The sequence below is a fragment of the Arthrobacter sp. Soil764 genome (genome assembly GCF_001428075.1).
GTDB lineage: Bacteria > Actinomycetota > Actinomycetes > Actinomycetales > Micrococcaceae > Arthrobacter.
Window position 1 is genome coordinate 101,915 of the sequence record NZ_LMSI01000003.1, and the last position, 21,677, is coordinate 123,591.

Consider the following 21,677-nt stretch of genomic DNA (forward strand, 5'->3'; position numbering starts at 1 on the left):
GGCCGCCGGTCGTATTCTTAGAACAAAGGTTTTGCAGTGGGCCGAAGTGCTGATAGCAGGGCTGGAGCATGGCCGCTGAACCCATGGGGCAGGTTGGCTGGGGACCGCTTCCAGTTGCCCCGGAGCCGGTTTTCGACAGCAAGGACGTTGAAGACTACCTCCGGGATGTGACCCGCGACTTCATGGCGGGCATCAAAGGTGAGCACCGCAGCATCAGCTGGGCGGCCACCCTCTTCCGCCTGGGCAAGGCGCACACCCTTGCGGCCAGCACTGAGCAGGCACTTGAGGCGGACCGCGAACAATGCTCGTTTGCCGATGGACCGGTCATGGAAGCCATGCGGACGGGGGAGTTCGTCCTGGTGTCGGACCTGAGCCGGGACCGCCGCTGGCCCGGGTATTCCAGCGCCGCCGCCGGCCACGGCGTGCAGTCCCTGCTCTCCGTCCCCATCCTCACCGAAGGCGGGACCAGCGCCGGCATCAACCTTTACGCGCCGTCCCCGCACACCTTCACCAGCGATGACCTGGTACTCAGCCAAAGCTATGCCCGTGAGGTGGCGCGTGCCCTTCGTGTTGTGGTCCGCGTAGCCGAGCGCGCGGAAGCGACGGCGGGCCTCGCCGTCGTCCAAAGCTCCCTGGTCCTGGTAGACCTCGCTGTGCGCAGCCTGATGGACGAATACGGACTCACCCGGGAGGGCGCGCTGCGGTTCCTGCAGACGCAGGCGCTGCACCATGAACTGGATCTCCGGGACGCGGCATTGAACGTTGTGGCCCCCACGGGGATGGGCCCGGGGGCCGGGCAGCCTTCGGGGCTGCGGCAGGAAACGTACGACGGCGTGGCGGAGCTGCCGCGGCCGTCGTCGGCGGGGCGGGACATTCCAACCGGAACGTCGCCCCGCAAGGACGCTGCGGCGGGGAAGGAACCCCCGCCCGCTGCGGAAGGGAGGACAGCATGACCATCGAGAAACATGAACTGCGCTCCATCGCGGACGGACCGGACCGGCACCCCTGGCACCGTTTCGTTGCCCTGGGGGACTCCTACACGGAAGGCATTGGCGACCCCGAACCGCACAGCCTGGGGGGTCTCCGGGGCTGGGCTGACCGGGTGGCGGAGGAACTGGCCGACAGCCAGGCGGACTTCGCCTATGCCAACCTGGCCATCCGCGGCCTGCTGCTGCGGCAGATCCTCGACGGGCAGCTGGAACAGGCACTGGAGCTGAAGCCCGACCTGATCGCCATGTCCGGCGGTGGCAACGACATCGTGTTCCGCCACGGCGACCCGGACAAGCTGGCGGAAAAGATTGATGAGGCCGTGGGCGTCCTGGCAGCTACCGGCGCCACAGTCCTGCTCTATGCCGGACCGGACTGGGGGAACACGCCGGTCTTCGGCAAGATCCGCGGCCGCGTGGCCATCTACAACGAACACCTCCACCGGATCGGGGCCAGGCACCACGCCATCATGGTTGACCTCTGGTGCCTGCCGGAACTGCAGCACACGCTGATGTGGGATCCGGACCGGCTGCACCTCTCCCCGCTGGGCCACCACTCGGTGGCCGTGGCCACCCTCAACGCCCTGGGCGTGCCGCACACGCTCAAGCCCTCCCAGCCCCGGCCGCTTCCGGCCCACGGCTGGACGCAGGCACGGGCCGAGGACCTGGTGTGGGCCAAGCAGTACTTCGTGCCGTGGGTGCTGAAGCGGATGCGGCCCCATCAGTTGAATGGATTGGCGGCGAAGCGGCCGCAGCCGGGCCCGGTGTTCGGCCTTGGCCGTCCCGGTCCCTTCCCGCCCGGCCATCCGGCCGTCGGTGCGTCCCTGCCCGGGGCCGCCTATGTGGTGCCGCGAACGGACCCGGAACTGGGAACCGGCAGCGCGGCTTAGCGCTTCCTGGGGGAACGCTTGGCCGCGGCCTTCATGGCGGCCTTGGCCGCGGGCGGCATTACGCCCTGCTCGGTTTCGGGTTCGGCCACCGTTCCGCGTGCCTTCGCGATGGCCTTCATGCCGTGGTAGATCACCAGCGCGGCAGCCGAACCCAGGGCGATGCCGGTGAACTTCAGGTCGCCGATGGTCCAGGTGTAGTCCGCGATGCCGATGATCAGGGCCACCGCGGCAGTGGTCAGGTTGACCGGGTTGGAGAAGTTCACCTTGTTCTGTACCCAGATCTTCACGCCCAGGATGCCGATCATGCCGTACAGCATGGTGGCCGCGCCGCCCAGCACTCCTGCCGGGACGGTGGCGATCAGCTCGCCGAACTTGGGCGAGAAGCTGAGCAGGATGGCGAACATGCCCGCCACCCAGTAGGCCGCCGTCGAATACACCTTGGTGGCCGCCATGACGCCGATGTTCTCCGCGTACGTGGTGGTGCCCGACCCGCCGCCCAGGCCGGCCAGCACCGTGGCTGCACCGTCGGCCATCAGCGCGCGCCCGGAGACGCCGTCGAGGTTCTGCCCGGTCATGGCGGCAACGGACTTCACGTGGCCGATGTTCTCTGCCACCAGCACCAGCACCACGGGGACGAACAGGCCCAGGACGCCGATGTGGAACTCGGGGGTCTGGAAGTGCGGCAGGCCTACCCAGGCTGCGGCGTCCATCTTGTCGTACTTCACCTCGCCGCGGAGCATGGCCACCAGGTAGCCCACCACCACGCCCACCAGGATGCTGAGCCGGCCCAGGATCCCGCGGAACAGGACGCTGACCAGGATGATGGTGACCAGTGTGATGAGGGCGGTGATCGGGGCGGCGTCGAAGTTCTGCTTGGCGGCGGGGGCCAGGTTCAGCCCGATCAGGGCCACGATGGCGCCAGTGACGATGGGCGGCATCAGCCGGTTGATCCAGCCGGCGCCGAACTTCTGCACCACGGCACCCACCAGGGCCAGGGTGGCGCCGGCCAGCACCACGCCGCCCAGGGCGCCGGGGATGCCGAACTGTGCCTGCGAAGCCGTGATGGGGGCGATGAACGCGAAGCTCGAGCCCAGGTAGCTGGGGACCCGGCCCTTAGTGATCACCAGGAACAGCAGCGTGCCGATTCCCGAGAAGAACAGCGTGGTGGCCGGCGGCATCCCGGTAATGATGGGAACCAGGAAGGTGGCGCCGAACATGGCCACCACGTGCTGCATACCCACGCCGATGGTCAGGGGCCACGCCAACCGCTCATCCGGGGCCACCACCTGGCCGGGCTTGATGGTTTTGCCGGTGCCGTGCAGCTTCCATTTGATTCCGAGCATGCTCATGGGAAGGAATGCCTTTCAGGGGGTGCCGCGAGGGGGCAAAGAATAACTCGGTCCAGAATACCGCCAAGTATTTCCTGCCGGTCTACTGTGCCCAACGTCACCTGCCGTCACGGGAAGAGGGGGAAAGCAGTTGAAGTTGCAACTATGGAAAGCATCAGAGGCCACCCCGGCAGGCGGGCGGCGCAGCGAAAGGTAAGCCAATGACCATTGCCCACGAAGAAGCGGTTATCGATTCGGCAGCCGTGGACGCCATCTTCGCCCAGGCCCGCACTGCCAACTCCTTCACCGGCGAGGTGACCGACGAGCAGGCCCAGGCCATCTACGAGCTCACCAAGTTCGGCCCCACCGCCTTCAACTCCCAGCCGCTGCGCGTCACCTACGTCCGCTCGCCGGAGGCCCGGGCCACCCTGGTGGACGCGCTGTCCCGCGGCAACCAGGCCAAGACCGCCTCGGCTCCGCTCGTGGCCATCCTCAGCTACGACACCGACTGGGCCGGCAAGTGGGACGACTTCCTCCCCGGCTACAACGCCCCCAAGGCGATGTACGACGCCGACCCGGAACTCGCCGCCGCCACGGGCAACAACAACGCCCACCTGCAGGCGGGCTACTTCATCCTGGCCGTCCGCTCGCTCGGGTTCGCCGCAGGCCCCATGACCGGCGCCGACTTCGCCGCGATCGACGCCGCCTTCTTCCCGGGCGGCGACCAGAAGAGCTTCCTGGTGGTCAATATCGGCCAGCCGGCCGCCGACGCCTGGGGCGAGGCAAAACCCAAGTTCTCCTACGACGAGGCTGTCCGCACCGTCTAGCACCCGACGCCCGCTCACTTTTGGCGGTCTTTCGGCAGACGCCCGCTCACACGGTGAGCGGGCGTCTGCTGTTTCTCTGCGTAATGTGAGCGGGGGTGTGACCATCACGTGTCAAAAGTGAGCGGGCGTCTGCTGGGGCGGGTGGGAGACTGGGCGTATGCCCGTGCGGAACCTGATCTTTGTGGCCTTCGTCGAACCGGTTGCTGCCAGCCAGGTTTTTCCACGGACGGAGTGGCCGCTGCACATCACGTTGGTGAGGTTCGACGCCGCCACCACAGATGGCGCCGACGTCGCCGACAGCATCGCCGGGCTGGCGGCGCCGCACGCCCAAGCAGCCCTTGGGGCCCCGCTGGCGGTGGGGGAGCATGCGGGGTTTGGGCGCAACGGCTCCGTCCTCGTCAACCTCATCAAGCCGCAACCGGACCTCCAAAGGCTGCATGAGGGTCTCGTCGAGGCAGTCGACGCCCTCGGCGGCAGGATCCTGACGCCGGCGCACACGCGCGCAGGCTACCGGCCCCACGTCTCGCACCACGGCAGCAAGCGCCTCCACCCGGGCGACGCCGTCGTGCTTGACCGCGTCGCCCTGGTGGACATGGCTCCCGGCGGGGACCACACCACCAGGTGCGTCCTCCGGCTGTGGAGCCAGGAGCCTTCCCGGCAGGGCTAGGCGATGACGCTGTCCACCAGTGCCTTGGCCTCCGCCTGCACCTGCTTCAGGTGCTCCTCGCCCTTGAAGGACTCGGCGTAGATCTTGTACACGTCCTCGGTGCCGGAGGGGCGGGCCGCGAACCAGGCGTTCTCGGTGACCACCTTCAGGCCGCCGATGGCCGCGCCGTTGCCCGGTGCCTCGGTGAGCTTGGCCGTGATCGTCTCGCCGGCCAGTTCCGTGGCGGTGACATCCGACGGCGACAGCTTGCCGAGTGCGGCCTTCTGCTCCCGGGTGGCTGCGGCGTCGATCCGCGCGTAGACGGGGGCGCCGAACTGGTCCGTCAGCCCCTTGTACAGCTGCGACGGGGAGCTGCCGGTGACCGCTGTGATCTCCGAGGCCAGCAGAGCCAGCAGGATGCCGTCCTTGTCAGTGGTCCAGACGCTGCCGTCCAGCTTGTTGAAGGAGGCGCCCGCGGACTCCTCGCCGCCAAACGCGCCTTCACCGGAGAGCAGGCCGGGGACGAACCACTTGAAGCCAACGGGAACCTCAACGAGCTTGCGGCCCAGGCTCTCGGCCACGCGGTCGATGATCGAGGAGGACACCAGGGTCTTGCCGATCACGGAGGCGGGGTTCCAGCCGCTGCGGTTGCGGTAGAGGTAGTCGATGGCGACGGCAAGGTAGTGGTTGGGGTTCATCAACCCGCCGTCCGGGGTGACGATGCCGTGGCGGTCGGCGTCGGCGTCGTTGCCCGTGGCTACATCGAACGCGGGCTGGCCGGAGGCTGCGGCGTCGGACATCCGCTGGATCAGCGAGGCCATGGCCGACGGCGACGAGCAGTCCATGCGGATCTTCTCGTCCCAGTCCAGGGTCATGAAGGCCCACTGCGGGTCAACCGTCGGGTTCACCACGGTGAGGTCCAGGTGGTGGCGCTCACCGATTTCGCCCCAGTAGTCCACGGACGCCCCGCCCATGGGGTCGGCGCCGATCCGGACGCCGGCATTGCGGATGGCGTCCAGGTTCAGGACGGACGGAAGGTCGTCCACGTAGCTGCTCAGGAAGTCGAATTTGCCCGTGGTGTCTGCGGCCTGGGCCTCAGCCAGCGGGATCCGCTTCACGCCGCGCAGCCCGTTTTCCAGCAGTTCGTTGGCCCGGTTGGCGATCCAGCCGGTGGCGTCCGAGTCCGCCGGGCCGCCATGCGGGGGGTTGTACTTGAAGCCGCCGTCGCCCGGTGGGTTGTGGCTGGGAGTCACCACGATGCCGTCGGCCTGCGGGGCCCCGGGCGCCGCCTTCCGGTTGTACGTCAGGATGGCGTGGCTCAAAGCCGGGGTGGGGGTGTAGCCATGCCTGGCGTCGACGAGGACCTGTACACCGTTGGCGGCGAGCACCTCCAGGGCGGAGTTCTGTGCGGGCTCGCTCAGTGCGTGGGTGTCCTTGGCCAGGAACAGCGGGCCGGTGACGCCCTGGGCGGCACGGTATTCCACGATTGCCTGGGTGATGGCCACGATGTGCTGTTCGTTAAATGACGCCTTGAGGCTGGAACCCCGGTGCCCCGAAGTGCCAAACACCACGCGCTGGCCGGGATCACCCAGGTCCGGCGCAATGTCGTAATACGCGTCAAGGAGCGCAGTGATGTCAACAAGGTCCTGGGGTTGGGCAACTGTGCCCGCGCGGCTAGCCATGGCTCCAGCATGCCAGAAGCTGGCAGGAGTCCAAACGACCCGCCCAAAATCCGGACCCTGTGACACGCCAATGACGCCATTAACCAAGTAGTCCACCTGAGTACACCGCCCGAAAGTACCTATATACCCGGCATTAAGCGCCCTGCTACCTTTCAAAAAATTCCACGAAAACAACCGAAAGAAACGGACGACGGCGGGCCGCCGCCGTCGTCCGTCCGGCAAGAAACGGGGACGTCCAATGGGGGCAGGAGACGGGGCAGCGGAGCAGTCCAGGCTGGCTGCCGAGCGCGTTGCGAGGCTGAAGCGCCAACTCGACCAGGCGGAGCGTTCCACGAGGGCGTGGGACGCCGGCGCGGTAGGCGAGCGGGTGGTGGCCGAGAAGCTCAGTGAACTGGTCCCGCGGGGTTGGTACGTGCTCCACGACGTCCACTGGCCGGGCCGGCCCAAGGCGAACCTCGACCACGTCCTGGTGGGCCCCGGCGGCGTGGTGGTGGTCGATTCAAAGAACTGGACCGGCGAGGTGCGGGTGGCGTCCGGGGTGCTGTGGCAGGGCAGGTTTGCGCGCACCCAGGCAGTGGAAGGAGCCCTGGCCCAGTGCGCAGCGGTGGCCTCGGTGCTGGCTCCGCCGCACCGCCGGCTGGTGCGTCCACTCATCTGCATGTCCGCGCAACCTGATCTTTTCGGGGTGACGGACTCCGATGTTGCCGTGGCGGGTTCGCAGCGGGTGGTCGGCGCCATCGATTCGCTGCCGGCAGTCCTCGACCAGCAAACCGTGGTGGGCCTGTACGCGCATCTGGGCCAGCAGCTCACCCATGAGCAGGAGCCAGGCATCACAGCCCTGCGCAGCGTGCGGCCGGGAACCGTGGTGCGTCCCGCAGGAGCATTGCCGCCTGCCGGCCCTGCGGCACGTCCGCGGGAGAAACCAGGATCCGGGGACGGGACGGGCCGCAGCCAAAGCGTGGCGCGGCACCCCGCGGGCCGTGCCCTTCCCCCGGGAGCTACGAAGTCAGGGCAGCCCAGACGGCAGGGGGCGGGAACGCGGGCAGGGTCGTCGGCAGGACCGGGGCACCGCGGAAAAAACGGCAAGGCCCAGCAGCACGGCGGTACCAGCGGAGGAAAGCTTGCCCTGCTGGCGGCCTTCGTCATTTTTGCCGTCTATATCCTGCCCTACTTGGGCCGTTAGCCTCCGGCGCATCTCCCGGCAGCAGCCGCTCTTTGGATGCGGCGCGGACTGCAGCGGTCATCCGGTTGAGCCTGTCTGAATCGAGGGTCCAGGCCTGCCAGTAAAGAGCTACATCCTGGTGTGCGCCGTCCTCAAGCCGGACCAGGGCGCCCGACTCCAGCTCATCCATCAGCTGGAGTTCCGGAATCATTCCCCAGCCCAGGCCGGCTTTAACCGCCGCGAGGAATCCCTGGGAGGACGGGACAGTGTGCGTGGGAGGGGGCTGCCGCAGGGGCTTCCCGGTGAGCAGCTGCTGCTGCAGGTTGTCCTTTGTGTTGAATTTCAGGACGGGCATTGCGGCCCAGTCCACGCCCCCGGAGGCGGAGAACCGGCGGTGCAGCGCCGGGGTGGCCACCGGGACGTACCGCATGGAGCCCAACAGTTCCACCCGGCACCCGCTGACCGGGACGGGATCCGACGTCACGGCGCCCATGACCTCGCCCTCGCGCAGCAGTTGGCTGCTGTAGCCCTGGTCCTCAACGTGGAGATCGAGGGCAGAGTCCTCCCATCCGGCGGCCTGCTGCAGGACGGGGACAAACCAGGTGGCCAGCGAATCCGCGTTGACGGCCACCGGCAGGTGCGCCCGGGCAGCGCTGCCTGAGCCCAGGGCTGCCGACGTCTCCGCCTCCAGCACCTGCACCTGGCGGGCCATCCGGAGCAGCAGCGCGCCGGCGTCGGTGGCCGTGCACGGCAACTTTCTTCGCACCAGGACCTGGCCTACCGAGGCTTCCAGGGCCTTGATCCGCTGGCTGACCGCGGAGGGCGTAATGCGGAGCAGATCCGCCGCTGCCTCAAACGTTCCTTCATCAATAACAGCCACCAAAGCCCTCAGATGCTCAAAGTTCATGAAGCTATTCTAATGAATGCGTAGTATCCTTTATTTGCCTACAGGAGGAGCTAAACCTACCGTCATAGCTATGTGGACTGCAGGAATAACGGGAATGCTCACCGGGATGGCGCTGATCGTGGCGATCGGGGCCCAAAATGCCTTCGTGCTCCGCCAGGGCATCCGGCGGGAGTACGTCGGGGCGGTGGTGGCTGTCTGCATGGCCGGCGACGCCGTGCTGATCGTGGGCGGCACCGCGGGCATCGGGGCCCTGGTCACCCGGTTCCCCGAGGCCCTGGAAGTGCTGCGCTGGGCCGGAGCGGCCTACCTTCTGTGGTTCGCGGTACGGTCCTTCATGGCGGCGGCGAAACCCTCGGCTTTGGCGGAACAGGGGCCCAGGTCGAAGAATTCGGTGATCGCCACAACGGCGGCCCTGACCTTCCTGAACCCGCATGTCTACCTGGACACCGTGGTGCTGGTGGGCAGCCTTGCCAACCAGCAGGGCCCCGACCTGCGGTGGATCTTCGCCTCGGGCGCGGTCACCGGTAGCGTGGTGTGGTTCTCCGCCCTGGGGTACGGGGCAAGGGCGCTCGCGGGAGTACTCAGCAGCACCCGCACCTGGCGCTGGATTGATGCGGCCATCGGCATACTGATGCTGATCTTGGCGGTCCGCCTGGTCCTGCACTGAAGTAGGCTGGAGCCAGATTCGCAGGGGAGAAACCATGAGTAACCAGCCATCCCAGAGACCTGACTACCAGCGTGACGGTTCGCCGTGGCCCAGCTACCAGCCCCCGCCCCAATATGGGCAGGCGTCCTCCAGTGGCCAACCCCAGTATGGCCGGGCGCCATACAGCCAGGCACAGTACGGCCAGCCCCAGTTCGGGCAGCAGCAGTACTTTGGCCAGGGGTCGTACTACGGCCGGCCGGTGGAAGCGAAGACCTTGAGCATTGCGAGCATGGTGTGCGGCATTGCGTCGGTCCTGATGGGCTGGCTGCTCCTGCCGCAGTTTGCCGCCATCATCACTGGCCACCTGGCCCTCCGACGCGAACCCTCAAGCAGGGGAATGTCCATCACCGGCCTGGTGCTGGGCTACCTGTGCCTCCTGGGCTACGGGGCCCTCTGGCTGCTGCTCATCGTCGGCCTGGCCGTCGCCGGCACCGCCGGTTCGAATACCGGCACTTTCTAGCCCTGCCTGCCCGGGCAGGCGATGGCGACGGCGGCCCGGGCACCTGTGCGACACGGGGCACCCGGGCGCGGACCGCCGTCGTGCCTTATCCGTTCACTGCAACGGCCGGCGTCTCGGCCGGATTCTCCGGGTAGATCGTTTGCGCCGGCGCGCGGTTGGTGGCCCTGGCCCACGGGTAGTAGATGGCAAGGGTGGCCACGATGCCCACGAGCCAGGAGATGTCCGCGCCGCCCAGCAGTTTGGTGACGGGCCCGGTGTACAGGGCCTGGGCCAGGAACGGGACCTGGATCACGACGCCGATTCCATAGGAAACCAGGGCGGCGACGTTCCAGCGGCCGTAACGGCCGTCCGGGTTGTATAGGGCGGGGATGTCGAGGCGGTCCCGCGAGATCTTGTAGTAGTCCACCAGGTTGATAACCGACCACGGCGTGAACACCATGAGCAGCAGGAGAACGAAGTTCTTGAACAGGTTCAGGAAATCCTTGCTGGCAAAGAGTGCGATGAGCACGCTGGCACCAATCACCGCAACGATGAAGGCAATCCGCACGGCCTTGGAGACAGTATCCCTGCGGTTGACGGCGGTGCTGATGGTCACGCCGCACATAAACGCGCCGTAGGCATTGAGGCAGTTCACCGTCAGCTTGCCGGTGACGATCATCAGATAGATGAAGACGGCGATCAGGCCGCCGCCGGCGAGGTCGCCCATGTAGCCCACCTGGTTCTTCAGGAAGTCCCCGCCCAGCTTTGCGGCGGAGAGGCCGCCGGCCAGGGCGCCCAGGGTCATGGCCCACTGCGCGCCACCCACAGAGCCGGCGAAGGTGTACCAGAAGGTCTTCCGTTCCGAGGTGTCCGCGGGCAGGTAACGGGAGTAGTCGGCAACATAGGGGCCGAAGGTAAGCTGCCAGCCGGCGCCCAGGGCAACGGCGGTGAGGAAGGTGGGCCACTCAAAGCCCTTGACCATCATTACCTGAGTGACGTCGAACTTGGTGGCAACGGCAACCGTCAGGTACAGGAAGCCCGTCAGCCCCAGCACGGTGGCGATCCGGCCCAGTGCGTGGATGTATTTGTAGCCCAGGATGGCCAGCAGTGCTGTTGCGGCACCGAAGATGAGGATTCCGACGGCGGGCGCGTCCACTCCCAGCATGAGGTTGATCGCCTGCCCCGACAGGACGGTGCCGGTGGAGGCGAATCCGACGTACATCAGGATGACCAGCACCAGCGGAATCACAGCCCCGTAGACGCCGAACTGGGCGCGGCTGGAGATCATTTGCGGCAAGCCCAGCTTTGGGCCCTGCGCTGAGTGGAGGGCCATGACGGCGCCGCCCAGCACGTTCCCTGCCAACAGGCCAACAATGGCCCAGAAGGCGTCCGCACCGAACACCACGGCCAGAGCGCCGTCCACGATGGCGGTGATTTGGGCATTAGCGCCAAACCACAGGGTGAACTGGCCGCGCGGGTGGCCGTGCCGCTCGCCGGGTGGAATCATGTCGATCGATCGTGCCTCTACGGCGGTGCTGCCTCCGGCCATGGCCTAACTCCTCAGTGATGGAAAGCGTAGTGTCCATCACACCGGGTTTGGTTCTTCGTCTACACCCGTAACGGATTCCTGCTGTCCGGGAAACCAGACACCCCGGCGTGTCGCGTAGAAAAGTCCCTCCGGATGGGCATTACAGGGCATTACAGGGGGACTGGTCCACAAGGCGGGGAGTTGCCTCCCGCGAGAGCGGCTTGCCGGCGCCTAGCGGAGCAGTTCCACGTCCGAGACAAGCTCGATGTGCGCCAGCATGGCGCTCGCGGCCGCTTCCGGGTCCTGGGCGCGGACGGCATCGGCGATCTTCCGGTGCGATGCCAGGGACTGCTCAGGCCGGCCGGGCTGGCCCAGGGACTCCATCCGGGTTTCCAGGATCATCTCGGCAATGAAGGCCATCAGCTGTGCCAGGACTGAGGAATGTGCCGCCGCGGTGATGGCCTGGTGGAACAGCTCATCGCCATGGGTGCCGCGGTCGCCGTCGTTGATTTCCTTTGCCATGACGTCCAGGGCGTTGTCGATTTCGGCGAGGTCCTGCTCGGTCCGGCGTTCCGCGGCGAGGGCGGCAAGCTTTACTTCCAGGGTGCTGCGCGCTTCCACGATCTCCGGCAGCCGGCTCTGGTGTTCACGCAGCCCTTTGATGACTGATGCCACGCTGGGCCGCCGGGCCAGGACCGCGCCGGTGCCGTGCTGGACGTCGATGACGCCAAGTACCTCCAGGGCCACCAGGGCCTGGGCCAGTGTTGCGCGGGAGACCCCCAACCGTTCGGCCAGGTCGCGTTCCGCCGGCAGGAGATCCCCGGGACGAAGCTGGGCAGACTCGATGTAGGCGAGGATCTGCTCCACCAGCTGCTCGTACAGCCGTGGCCGCGTGACGCGTTCCAGGCCCAGCCGTGCTGTCTTCTCCACAAAGCCCTCCCTTGGGTCGTACGGAACAGAATACCTCCTCGTTCTATTGACAGATAGACTCACTGTCTAAGAGGCTAGTCCAGTGAGCCAGTAACTCACATCACATTCTTCTTTCCCCAACGGAGGACCAACGATGTCCGCTCCTGTCTTATCGATCATCATCCTGGCGGCGATGTTCCTGCTCGCCACCGTCCTGCCCCTCAACATGGGCGCGCTCGCCTTCGTGGGCGCGTTCCTGCTCGGCGCCGTGGTACTGGGCATGTCCACCAACGAAATCCTGGCCAACTTTCCGGGCGGCCTTTTCCTCACGATCGTGGGCGTCACGTACCTGTTCGCCATCGCGCAGAACAACGGCACCATTGACCTGCTGGTCCGCGGCGCCGTCCGCCTGGTGGGCAGCCGCGTTGCCCTCATCCCGTGGGTCATGTTTGCCATCACCGCCGTCATCACGGCCGTGGGCGCGCTGTCTCCCGCCGCCGTCGCCATCATTGCCCCCATCGCCTTGAGCTTCGCCGGCAAGTACAAGATCAGCCCGCTGCTGATGGGCATGATGGTGATCCACGGGGCGCAGGCGGGCGGCTTCTCGCCCATTGCCGTCTACGGCGTCACCGTCAACGGCATCCTGGCCAAGACGGACCTTGCCTTCAGCCCCACCGCGCTCTTCCTCTCGAGCTTCATCTTCAACCTGGTCATTGCCCTGGTGCTCTTCGTGGTCCTGGGCGGGCGGAACCTCCTGTCCTCCAAGGTGGGCCAGTTCGTGGAGCAGGCCGCCGAGGCCAGGATGGCCGTCAGCGTCGGCGCCAAAGCCGGCACCGATGTCCCCTTCAAGGGCTTCGGCTCCGGCATGTACGGTCCCCGGGACCCCGCGGGCGACGGCGTCGCAGCCACCAGGGAACGCAAGGAGCGGATTCCCCAGCTGGTCACCATTGCCGGCCTGATTGCCCTGGCCGTCGTTGCGCTCGGTTTCAAGATGGACGTCGGTTTCGTGTCGATCACCATCGCCATCGTCCTGGCCCTGGTATCACCCGCGGCCCAGAAGGGTGCCATCAACAAGATCAGCTGGTCCACGGTGCTGCTGATCTGCGGGATGCTGACCTTCGTGGGCGTGCTGGAGGAAGCCGGCACCATCGAATTCGTCTCCAACGGCGTGGCCGGCCTGGGCATGCCGCTGCTGGCAGCCCTCCTCATCTGCTTCATCGGCGCCGTGGTATCCGCTTTTGCCTCCTCCACCGCCATCCTGGCCGCCCTCATCCCGCTCGCCGTCCCGTTCCTCTCCACCGGCGAGATCGGCGCTGTCGGCGTCATCTGCGCCCTGGCGGTGTCCGCCACGATCGTGGACGTCTCACCGTTCTCCACCAACGGCGCCCTGGTCCTGGCCAACGCCCCGGAAGGCGTGGACAAGGACCAGTTCTACAAGCGGATCCTGGGCTACAGCGGCATCGTCATCGTGGCCGGCCCCGTCCTGGCATGGCTGGCACTGGTAGTGCCCGGCTGGCTCTAGCCACAGCTGCACCCGCCGGCCCCGCCACCCGTTCCAGAAAGGAAACCCCAGACCATGAGCACCGAAAACCCCCAAGGCCCGCTGGCCGGGCACACCGTCGTCGACCTCAGCCGCGCACTGGCCGGACCCCACGCAGGCATGATGCTGGCGGACCTCGGCGCCCGCGTCATCAAGGTGGAAAACCCGGGAACCGGTGACGACACCCGCGGGTGGGGGCCGCCCTTCGTCGGCCCCGAGGACGACCTCCAGTCCACCTACTTCATGTCCTGCAACCGCAACAAGGAATCCATCAGCCTGGACCTGAAGAGCGGCGACGGGCAGGCGGTGCTCCGCGGCCTGCTGGAGCGGGCGGACGTGGTGATCGAGAACTTCCGCCCGGGGGTCATGGACCGGCTGGGCTTCTCCACCGCGGCCATGCATGAGCTCAACCCCCGGCTGGTGATCCTCTCCATCACGGGCTTTGGCCACGACGGACCCGAGTCCCAGCGCAGCGGCTACGACCAGATCCTGCAGGGCGAGGCGGGCCTCATGTCCCTCACCGGGTCCGGGCCGGATGACCCCCAGCGCGTCGGCGTTCCGATTGCCGACCTGCTCTCCGGCATGAACGGCGCCTTCGGCGTGCTGGCCGCGCTGGTTGAACGCGAGCGGACCGGCCAGGGCAAGGTGGTGCGCACCTCCCTGCTGGCGTCGCTGATCGGTGTACATGCGTTCCAGGGCACCAGGGCAACAGTTGCAGGGGAGGTTCCGCAGGCGCAGGGCAACCACCATCCCTCGATCGCACCCTACGGCCTGTTCAACTGCAAGGACGGGAGCGTGCAGATCAGCGTAGGCAGCGAGAAGCTGTGGCAGTCATTTGCCTCGGCCTTCGGCCTGGACCCCGCTGCCCCCGGCTTTGCCAGCAACGCCGAAAGGGTGCGGAACCGCGCAGGGGTGATTACCGCCGTCGAACGCGCCTTCGCCGGCTACGGCGCGGTTGAACTGCTGGAAAAACTGAACGACGCCGGGATCCCGGCAGGGAAGGTCCGCTCGCTTGACGAGGTGTACGCCTGGGAGCAGGTGGCGTCCCAGGGCCTCGTGGTGGATGTGGATCACCCGCTGCTCGGAAAGGTCAGCCTGCCCGGCCCGCCGCTGCGGTTCTTCGCACCGGGGGATGCAGGGGAAACCACCCTGACTGAGCACGATGCACCGCCGCTGCTGGACGAGGACGGTCCGGCGATCCGCGAGTGGCTGGGCCTGGCTTCTGCAGCGGCCGGGGCGAAATAGCATGCCGGTGAAGGAAAAGGTGCGGCACCTGAACGCGACCGAACTCCTGGACGCCGTGGTGGACACGGGGTCGTTTGTCTCCTGGGACACGGAACCGGAACAGCCGGAAGTGTCAGAGGAGTACGCCCGGGACCTGGCCAAGGCGCGCGAACGCAGCGGCGCCGATGAGTCGGTGATCACCGGTGCCGGCCTTATCCGCGGCCGCCGCGTGGCCCTGATCGTCAGTGAATTCTCCTTCCTGGCCGGTTCCATCGGCCACGCCGCGGCACAACGGATCGTCGCCGCCGTCGAACGCGCCACCGCCGAGGGGTTGCCCCTGCTGGCCGGGCCCGCATCCGGGGGAACCCGGATGCAGGAAGGGACGCTCGCGTTCCTGTCCATGGTGAAGATCACCGGTGCCGTCCGGGCGCACCGCCAGGCCGGCCTGCCGTACCTCGTCTACCTGCGGCACCCCACCACCGGCGGTGTCATGGCCTCCTGGGGTTCCCTGGGTCATATCAACGTGGCGGAGCCGGGAGCACTGCTGGGATTCCTCGGTCCCCGGGTTTATGAAGCGCTGTACGGGGAGGCGTTCCCCGAAAATGTGCAGGTGGCGGAAAACCTCTTCAACAAGGGGCTTATCGACGGCGTGGTGGAACCGGGCCACCTGGCCGACCTGGTGGGGCGCGCGCTGGACATCCTGACGCCTACGGCAGCAGCTGCCACCGGCTCTATGGCATCGGTGCCCTTGCCGTCCACGCTTTCGGTGCGGCCGGCCGACGTGGACGCCTGGACGTCCATCGGGATTTCCCGCCGCCCGCGGCGGCCGGACCTGCGCCAGCTGCTGAAGTTCGGCGCCACGGACGCCCTGCCCCTGAACGGAACCGGGCAGGGTGAGAAGGATCCTGGATTGCTCCTGGCGCTGGCGCGCTTTGGCACCCAGTCATGCATCGTGCTGGGCCACGCCCGCCCGCTGCGGAAGGACGCCGCCGGCATGGGGCCGGGCTCACTGCGCGAGGCGCGCCGGGGGATGAAGCTGGCGGAGGAACTGCGGCTGCCGCTGCTCACAGTCATTGACACCGCCGGCGCCGCGTTGTCGCAGGAGGCAGAGGAGGGCGGACTTGCGGGGGAAATTGCCCGCTCCCTGCATGAGCTGATCGGCCTGGAATCGCCGTCGGTCTCGGTGCTGCTCGGCCAGGGCGCCGGCGGGGGAGCGCTGGCGCTGCTGCCCGCGGACAGGACTATTGCTGCCCAGCACAGCTGGCTCTCGCCGCTGCCTCCCGAGGGTGCCAGTGCCATTGTGCACCGGACCACCGGATTCGCCCCGGCGATGGCCCAGGCGCAGGGGGTCAACGTGGCCGCGCTGTATGGGCACGGCCTTGTGGACCACATTGTGGATGAGCGTGATGATGCTTCGCTGGAGCCACGCGAATTCTGCACCCGGATGGCCCGGGCCATTGAATATGAACTCGGCGCGGTGGCCGGCATTCCGGTGCCTGAACTCGTGGCAGCCCGGGCCCGGAAGTTCGCGACCCTCGGCGTCTGCTGACGGGTGGGCGCTTAGTAGTGCCGGTTGCAGGGAGGCGTCGGAGCGTTCGGTTCGGGCGTCTCCTACTGCCGGTCCGGTATGTACACGGCCATGAGGACACCCGTTGCCGTGTGGTCGGCTTCGAGGAGCCTCAGCGGTGTTTTGGTGCCGCCGGCGAAAAGTTGTTGGCCGCTGCCCAGTACCAGGGGATGGATCATGAGCAGGTACTCGTCGATTTGACGGGCTGCCATGAGCGTGCGGATCAGCACTCCGCTGCCTATGATCACGAGGTTGGAGGGGGAGGTTTCCCGGAGTTCCTTCACCGCCGCGGGAACATCACCGTGAAGGAGGGTTGAATTCGGCCATTCAAGCTTTAGATCGGGGTCCCCGGAGGCGACGTATTTGGGCGTGCTGTTCAAGGCGTCCTTAAAGGGGCCTCCCTGGGCGTTCCAGGACTCCAGGAGTTGCATGTAGGTGCGCCGCCCGAAGAGGAAGGCATGGCCGGCACCCATCCGTTCGCCCATCTTCTGGACTGTTGCCTCGTCGGCATACGGAACCGCCCACCCGCCGTCCGTGAATCCATCCCGTGGATCTTCGTCCCGCCGGCCTGGTCCCTGCATGACGCCGTCGAGCGTCACGTGGTTCATCACGATGACCTTGCCCATCGCGGTCAGCCTTTCCTGAGGGCCCCTGGCGCCAGCCGGCCAGCCTACTTCCGCTGCCGGGCCCTTGCCCTGTGGGCGTTGGAACGGAGCTGCAGGATTCGCGCGCCGCCCGCTACGGCCACCAGCACGCCGCCCGTCACCGCGGCGATGAACAGCGCCATGCCCAGCGGGACTGCGCCCTCGAAGCCCAGGAACTTCACCAGGGCCTGTTCCTGGTTCTGCAGGATGAAGACGATCAGCAGGATGAGCAGCACCAAGGCAGCAACCACCGCTGCCCAAATGACGCCGGCGCGGGTGACCTTGCGGTCTGCGGTGCCTCCAGCACTGGGCCCTGGTGTGGCTGTGGTTCCCGTTGTTCCGCCCGTTCCCGGTGCGTCCGGTGCGTAGGACGGGACGCCGCCATAGGCTGGTTCGCGGTCTTCTGAGGGCTGAGCTGCGCTCGACGGTGTGGTGTTGACGTCCGGTTCCGGCCGGCGGTCCGGCCCTGGCGTGTACTGTCCTGCGCTCATGCTCGTCCCCTTTCACAAATTGCTAAGCATGCTTATTGTGCAACCATTGCCGTCCGGGTTGCCGTGGCACAACGAACCCTCTCGTGGCCTGCCGTCAAAGGGCTGTCCCGGGTTGGATGGCGGGGGCCGCTTTCAGGACGGAGGGGTCCTCGTCTGAGAACCCCTCCATTAGCACTTGCCTGGGCCGGTAGGGCGGGTCAATTTTGCCCGTGTCTTTCAGGCCCCGGCATCAGACCCTCTCCCTGCTCCGTTCGCCGGAGGGGGTGCTGGACGCAGATGTCCTGTGCCAGCTGGGGAAGGCCCAGAAGGTGAATTCCTGTTCCTTGGCCGGCTTCTCCGGAGTTTCCGCAGGGGTTTCCGTTTCCGCTTCGGGCCGGCGCTTGGTTTCTTTCCTGGCGCCCCACCCGAAGTCCTTGCTCGATGCGTAGCACATCACAGACCTCCTCATGGTGACTGCCCTTTAATCGTCCTCCTGATTGACGGCGGAGTCGATACGCAAGCGAAGTCCAGAAGGGCACCCCAGCATGCAGGCACAGCGGACACGGCACTGCGGCCTCGCAAAGTGGCAGCCGCGCCGGGAATCGTCTCCGGCACTGTCAGCCGCCGTCCACCACGTCCTGGGCTTCCTGCGGGCGGTGGAACTCGCAGGGTCCGGGATGGCGCAGGGGGAGGAGGCAGGTCCGGCCCGTAGGCAGATGGACCAGCGCGCACCGGCCGGTCATCGCCAGGTCTTCCCTGACGTTCGAGTTGCTCATGTCCGGACGTCCGTCGTCTGCCGTCGTGGTGGTATCGATGCCTGGGGCAGGGTGTTCAACGTTCATGGTGGGGCAACTCCTCATCGGGTGGAGGGCGAATGGAGGGTGCTGAAAAGGTGTTTTTCCAGTGTGCGCCGCCGGGGTTACCAGCGGATTAAGCGGACGTTAGGAGCAGGTCAACAACGTCGCGGAACCAACAAGCGCAGGGGCCCTAGCAGCCCAATTGGTGCGCAACCTGCAGGAGGAGGGCTTCGGAGCCCATGGGGCCCACCAGTTGGATGCCCATGGGTAATCCGCTGCCGGGGGCGCCCCCGGTCCAGTGCACGGGAAGGGTGATGGCCGGCAGTCCGCACACATTTACCATCGAGGACCACGGGGCGAACTCGCACTGTTTCCGGTAGTCGCCGTCCGCGTCCCCCGGCCACTGCGCCGACGGCCAGCGCTCAGTGCCGTGCGCAGTCCCGGTGAACCACCCCACCGGCCGCGGCGTCTGCGCCAAGGCGGGCATCAGCATCAGGTCCCACTGCCCATACTGCACCAGGGTGTCGTGCTGGAACTGCCGAAGGAATACCAGGGCCTCGGCGAGTTTGGCGGGGCTGCGCTGCTGGGCGCGGCGCCGGAAGGTCCGCGTGAGGGGTGCCAGCAACGCTTCGCGCGATGGGCTGATCCGGGCCGCGCCCACGCCGGCGGTCCAGGCCGTGGTGAAGGCATCCGGGTAGCGGTTGTCGTAGCGGATGGCAGCGTCAACCAGGCTGTGGCCCGCGTGCTCCAGGAGGGCTTCGCCGGCATGGAGCGCGTCCAGGGCCTCCTGTTCCGGCGTGAAGGGGAATGTGGCGGACCATGGGCTGTCCAGGGTGACGCCAATCCGCAGCCGCGGCGGCTTCCCACTTTGCACTGACCGCAGGTACTGGTTTCCCGGCACCAGGACGTCCATCATCAGTGCGGCGTCTTCCGCGCTGCGGGCGAGAGGACCGGGTACCACCAGCCGCGCAGGATCGCCGGCACTTTCGCCGGCTGCCACCAGCCCCCGCCCAGGCTTGAGTCCCACCAGGCCGCAGGCGGCTGCGGGGATGCGGATTGACCCTCCGCCGTCGGTCCCGGGGGCGAAAGGCAGCAGGCGCGCCGCCACGGCGGCCGCACTGCCGCCGGAGGAACCTCCGGAACTCCGGCTGGGTGCGTGCGGATTGCGCGACGGCGGTGCGACGCGGTTTTCGCTGTAGGCCGTCAGCCCGAATTCAGGCACCTGCGTTTTGCCCAGCGAAACCACGCCGGCCTCCTTGAAGAGGGAGACCAGCGGAGCGTCAGCGGGGGCAGGTTTGTGGTCCAGGGCGGCGCTGCCGTGCGTGGTCACTACACCGGCCACGTCGGTGAGGTCTTTGAAGGCAAGTGGCACGCCATGGAGCGGCGGAAGGTCGCCGTTGGAGCGGGCATGCAGGGCATCGGCCGCCTTAGCCTGCTCCATGGCCTGCTCCGCGGTCACGGTGATGAAGGCGCCAAGAAGTTGGTTCTGTTGCCCCACCCGGGCCAGGAAATGGGCGGCGGCATCCGAAGCGGACACTGTTCCATTCCGCAGGAGGTCCCGCAGGGCCAGCGCGGAGAGTTCATGCAGTTCAGCCATGGAACCGGGACTCCAGGTGGGCCCCGGCGTACCGTTCCGTGGCGGGATCCGGAACGACCGGGCAGGCGGGGACGGCGGCGGGCTGCTGGGACATGGAAACCTCCTTGGGCTTCACCAGCCTAACCCGCAGCTTTTGACGCAACTGTTCCGGGCATAGGGAGGTGGAAAGGGGCGGAAGGGCTAGGCTTAAACCTGACTCTGATCCCGCCAAGACAGGACTCCGATGAGTGACTTCGATACCGTCCCCGTGCATGACATTCCCGCTGATGCGGTGATTCTGGACGTCCGGGAGGACTACGAGTGGGTGGCCGGACACGCTGACGGCGCACTCCACATCCCCATGGACCAGATCCCGGCGCGGCTGGACGAGCTCGACCCGGACGAGGACATCTACGTCATCTGCCGGACAGGCGGGCGGTCCTTCCGCGCTGCCCAGTGGCTCACCGGCCAGGGGTATACCGCCATCAACGTCGCCGGCGGGATGGATCAGTGGCTGGAATCCGGCAAGCCTTTGGTCTCGGACAACGGACTCAAGCCGTTGGTGCTTTAGTGCCCGGTACTTCCCGCACCTACACCTTCCTGGGGCCGGCGGGTACCTTTACGGAGGCTGCCCTCCTGCAGGTGCCGGACGCCCTCCAAGCAGTCAGGATCCCGGCGTCCAACGTCAACGCTGCCCTCGGGGAAGTACGTGACGGGGCGGCCGATGCGGCAATGGTCCCCATCGAGAACTCGGTGGAGGGCGGTGTCACTGCCACCCTGGACGCCATTGCCGCGGGCCAGGAACTTCGGATCATCCGCGAGGTCCTGGTTCCCATCAGCTTTGTCCTGGTGGCCCGGCCCGGGGTGCGGGTAGAGGACGTCCGGCGGGTGTCGACGCATGGCCATGCCTGGGCCCAGTGCAGGTTGTGGATGGACCAGAATATGCCACATGCGGAATACGTTCCCGGCTCGTCAACCGCTGCTGCGGCCCTGGGGCTGCTGGAGGAGGACTGCCATTACGACGCCGCCATCTGCGCGCCACTGGTAGCCAGTACGCATGAGGGGCTGTCGGTGCTGGCGGAGGACATCGGAGACAACCCGGCTGCGGTGACCCGCTTCATCCTGGTCAGCCGGCCCGCCGCCCTTCCGCCCCGCACAGGTGCGGACAAAACCACCGTGGTTGTCCCGCTTCCTGAGGACCGTCCAGGGGCCCTGATGGAGATCCTGGACCAGTTCGCCAGCCGCGGGGTCAACCTCAGCCGGATCGAATCCCGGCCCACCGGGCAGTACCTGGGCCACTACTTCTTCAGCATCGACGCCGACGGCCACGCCGGTGAAGCGAGGGTGGCCGACGCCTTGGCGGGCCTGCACCGCATCAGCCCGGGAACCCGCTTCCTGGGCTCATATGCCAGGGCTGACAAGCAGGAGACGCCGGTGCCGGCGCACACCTCGGATGCAGCATTCGCGGCCGCTCAATCGTGGGTTGAGTCCATCCTTGCCGCGGAATCTTTCGCAGGTGAAAGCGGTTCCGGAGCTTCGCCCACAGCGTAGGCAAATGCCTCTTGAAGTACTTCCGCGGGCTGTGGACAATGCGTATGCTTGCTTGATCCACACGGGGTATGGCCCCTGACGAAAGGAGAGGGTCATGACCAGCAGCACTGACAACGATGGCCAGGGGATGATCGTCAATCCCAAGCCGACCGCCGACAACCAGGACTGGGACGGCGATGACGCGGACCGCGCGGACCGCCTGCGCTTCGAAGAGGAGCAGGCCATGATCCGCGAGCAGTCTGAAGCCCACGCTGCTGCCAAGGCCGCCGCTGACGCAAAGAAGCAAGCCAGCGCCTGA

Annotated in this window: 23 protein-coding genes; 13 read left to right on the forward strand and 10 right to left on the reverse strand. The window is 67.0% G+C overall.

All coding sequences use genetic code 11. The annotated features are described in order from the left end of the window. Positions 1–68: 68 nt before the first annotated feature. Positions 69–953: a GAF and ANTAR domain-containing protein gene (locus ASG86_RS03965; protein ID WP_056330558.1), complete on the forward strand. Its 885-nt coding sequence runs from the start codon at positions 69–71 to the stop codon at positions 951–953. Next, the gene (locus ASG86_RS03970; RefSeq protein WP_056330561.1) at positions 950–1,876 is read left to right on the forward strand and encodes an SGNH/GDSL hydrolase family protein; all 927 of its coding nucleotides are present in this window, start codon (positions 950–952) and stop codon (positions 1,874–1,876) included. The genes ASG86_RS03965 and ASG86_RS03970 overlap by 4 nt, the downstream gene beginning before the upstream one ends. Here the strand turns inward: ASG86_RS03970 and ASG86_RS03975 are convergent. Beyond that, a complete protein-coding gene (locus tag ASG86_RS03975; RefSeq protein ID WP_056330564.1) occupies positions 1,873–3,225 on the reverse strand; it encodes a uracil-xanthine permease family protein in 1,353 nt (450 codons plus the stop codon). The genes ASG86_RS03970 and ASG86_RS03975 overlap by 4 nt on opposite strands. Before the next feature lie 200 nt (positions 3,226–3,425). Here ASG86_RS03975 and ASG86_RS03980 point away from each other — a divergent pair, with 200 nt between their 5' ends. Continuing rightward, positions 3,426–4,031: a malonic semialdehyde reductase gene (locus ASG86_RS03980; RefSeq protein ID WP_056330566.1), complete on the forward strand. Its 606-nt coding sequence runs from the start codon at positions 3,426–3,428 to the stop codon at positions 4,029–4,031. A 157-nt stretch (positions 4,032–4,188) separates the two neighbouring features. Continuing rightward, positions 4,189–4,698, forward strand: a complete 510-nt coding sequence (locus ASG86_RS03985; protein WP_056330569.1) for a 2'-5' RNA ligase family protein — start codon at positions 4,189–4,191, stop codon at positions 4,696–4,698. Here ASG86_RS03985 and pgm read toward each other — a convergent pair. Then, positions 4,695–6,359, reverse strand: a complete 1,665-nt coding sequence (pgm, locus tag ASG86_RS03990) for a phosphoglucomutase (alpha-D-glucose-1,6-bisphosphate-dependent) (protein WP_056330572.1) — start codon at positions 6,357–6,359, stop codon at positions 4,695–4,697. The genes ASG86_RS03985 and pgm overlap by 4 nt on opposite strands. 238 nt (positions 6,360–6,597) lie before the next feature. Here pgm and ASG86_RS03995 point away from each other — a divergent pair, with 238 nt between their 5' ends. Then, positions 6,598–7,542, forward strand: coding sequence for an NERD domain-containing protein (locus tag ASG86_RS03995; RefSeq protein ID WP_056330575.1), 945 nt, complete (start codon positions 6,598–6,600; stop codon positions 7,540–7,542). Here ASG86_RS03995 and ASG86_RS04000 read toward each other — a convergent pair. After that, positions 7,502–8,428, reverse strand: a complete 927-nt coding sequence (locus ASG86_RS04000; RefSeq protein ID WP_056330578.1) for a LysR family transcriptional regulator ArgP — start codon at positions 8,426–8,428, stop codon at positions 7,502–7,504. The two genes, ASG86_RS03995 and ASG86_RS04000, sit on opposite strands and share 41 nt — an antisense overlap. Before the next feature lie 70 nt (positions 8,429–8,498). Between ASG86_RS04000 and ASG86_RS04005 the strand changes: the two genes are divergently transcribed. After that, positions 8,499–9,095, forward strand: a complete 597-nt coding sequence (locus tag ASG86_RS04005) for a LysE/ArgO family amino acid transporter (RefSeq protein WP_235565089.1) — start codon at positions 8,499–8,501, stop codon at positions 9,093–9,095. A gap of 34 nt (positions 9,096–9,129) precedes the next feature. Then, complete coding sequence (locus ASG86_RS04010) at positions 9,130–9,594, forward strand: DUF4190 domain-containing protein (protein WP_056330585.1); 465 nt, start codon at positions 9,130–9,132, stop codon at positions 9,592–9,594. An 85-nt stretch (positions 9,595–9,679) separates the two neighbouring features. On the opposite strand, the gene ASG86_RS04015 is transcribed toward ASG86_RS04010, so the two are convergent. Next, positions 9,680–11,122 carry a purine-cytosine permease family protein gene (locus ASG86_RS04015; protein WP_056330588.1) on the reverse strand — a complete coding sequence of 481 codons (1,443 nt, stop codon included), beginning with the start codon at positions 11,120–11,122 and terminating at the stop codon, positions 9,680–9,682. Between the two features lie 210 nt (positions 11,123–11,332). Next, positions 11,333–12,031 carry a FadR/GntR family transcriptional regulator gene (locus tag ASG86_RS04020; protein WP_056330592.1) on the reverse strand — a complete coding sequence of 233 codons (699 nt, stop codon included), beginning with the start codon at positions 12,029–12,031 and terminating at the stop codon, positions 11,333–11,335. Between the two features lie 133 nt (positions 12,032–12,164). On the opposite strand from ASG86_RS04020, the gene ASG86_RS04025 reads away from it, so the two are divergent. From ASG86_RS04025 to ASG86_RS04035, 3 genes are read left to right on the forward strand one after another with little or no spacing between them, the layout of a single operon-like run. Then, positions 12,165–13,532, forward strand: coding sequence for an SLC13 family permease (locus ASG86_RS04025; RefSeq protein WP_056330594.1), 1,368 nt, complete (start codon positions 12,165–12,167; stop codon positions 13,530–13,532). A 54-nt stretch (positions 13,533–13,586) separates the two neighbouring features. Beyond that, positions 13,587–14,795, forward strand: a complete 1,209-nt coding sequence (locus ASG86_RS04030) for a CaiB/BaiF CoA transferase family protein (protein ID WP_056330597.1) — start codon at positions 13,587–13,589, stop codon at positions 14,793–14,795. Position 14,796: 1 nt separating this feature from the next. After that, positions 14,797–16,323, forward strand: a complete 1,527-nt coding sequence (locus tag ASG86_RS04035) for a carboxyl transferase domain-containing protein (RefSeq protein ID WP_056330600.1) — start codon at positions 14,797–14,799, stop codon at positions 16,321–16,323. 62 nt (positions 16,324–16,385) lie between these two features. Here the strand turns inward: ASG86_RS04035 and ASG86_RS04040 are convergent, their stop codons facing one another. The 5 genes from ASG86_RS04040 to ASG86_RS04060 all read right to left on the reverse strand — a co-directional run bounded on the left by ASG86_RS04040 (position 16,386) and on the right by ASG86_RS04060 (position 19,849). Beyond that, positions 16,386–16,967 carry a dihydrofolate reductase family protein gene (locus ASG86_RS04040; RefSeq protein WP_056330603.1) on the reverse strand — a complete coding sequence of 194 codons (582 nt, stop codon included), beginning with the start codon at positions 16,965–16,967 and terminating at the stop codon, positions 16,386–16,388. A 44-nt stretch (positions 16,968–17,011) separates the two neighbouring features. Continuing rightward, on the reverse strand, positions 17,012–17,476 hold the full coding sequence (locus tag ASG86_RS04045; RefSeq protein WP_056330606.1) for a LapA family protein: 465 nt from the start codon (positions 17,474–17,476) through the stop codon (positions 17,012–17,014). Between the two features lie 229 nt (positions 17,477–17,705). Beyond that, positions 17,706–17,909: a hypothetical protein gene (locus tag ASG86_RS04050; RefSeq protein ID WP_056330608.1), complete on the reverse strand. Its 204-nt coding sequence runs from the start codon at positions 17,907–17,909 to the stop codon at positions 17,706–17,708. Positions 17,910–18,072: 163 nt separating this feature from the next. Continuing rightward, positions 18,073–18,297 (reverse strand): hypothetical protein, encoded by a 225-nt coding sequence (locus ASG86_RS04055; RefSeq protein ID WP_056330610.1) that lies wholly within the window; start codon positions 18,295–18,297, stop codon positions 18,073–18,075. A gap of 145 nt (positions 18,298–18,442) precedes the next feature. Continuing rightward, complete coding sequence (locus tag ASG86_RS04060) at positions 18,443–19,849, reverse strand: amidase (protein ID WP_056330613.1); 1,407 nt, start codon at positions 19,847–19,849, stop codon at positions 18,443–18,445. Positions 19,850–20,072: 223 nt separating this feature from the next. On the opposite strand from ASG86_RS04060, the gene ASG86_RS04065 reads away from it, so the two are divergent. From ASG86_RS04065 to ASG86_RS04075, 3 genes are all read left to right on the forward strand, one after another. Next, complete coding sequence (locus ASG86_RS04065; protein WP_043450131.1) at positions 20,073–20,399, forward strand: rhodanese-like domain-containing protein; 327 nt, start codon at positions 20,073–20,075, stop codon at positions 20,397–20,399. Next, positions 20,399–21,379 (forward strand): prephenate dehydratase, encoded by a 981-nt coding sequence (pheA, locus tag ASG86_RS04070; protein ID WP_056330617.1) that lies wholly within the window; start codon positions 20,399–20,401, stop codon positions 21,377–21,379. The genes ASG86_RS04065 and pheA overlap by 1 nt, the downstream gene beginning before the upstream one ends. A 94-nt stretch (positions 21,380–21,473) precedes the next feature. Further along, entirely contained in the window at positions 21,474–21,677 is a 204-nt protein-coding gene (locus tag ASG86_RS04075; RefSeq protein ID WP_056330619.1) for a hypothetical protein, read from the forward strand.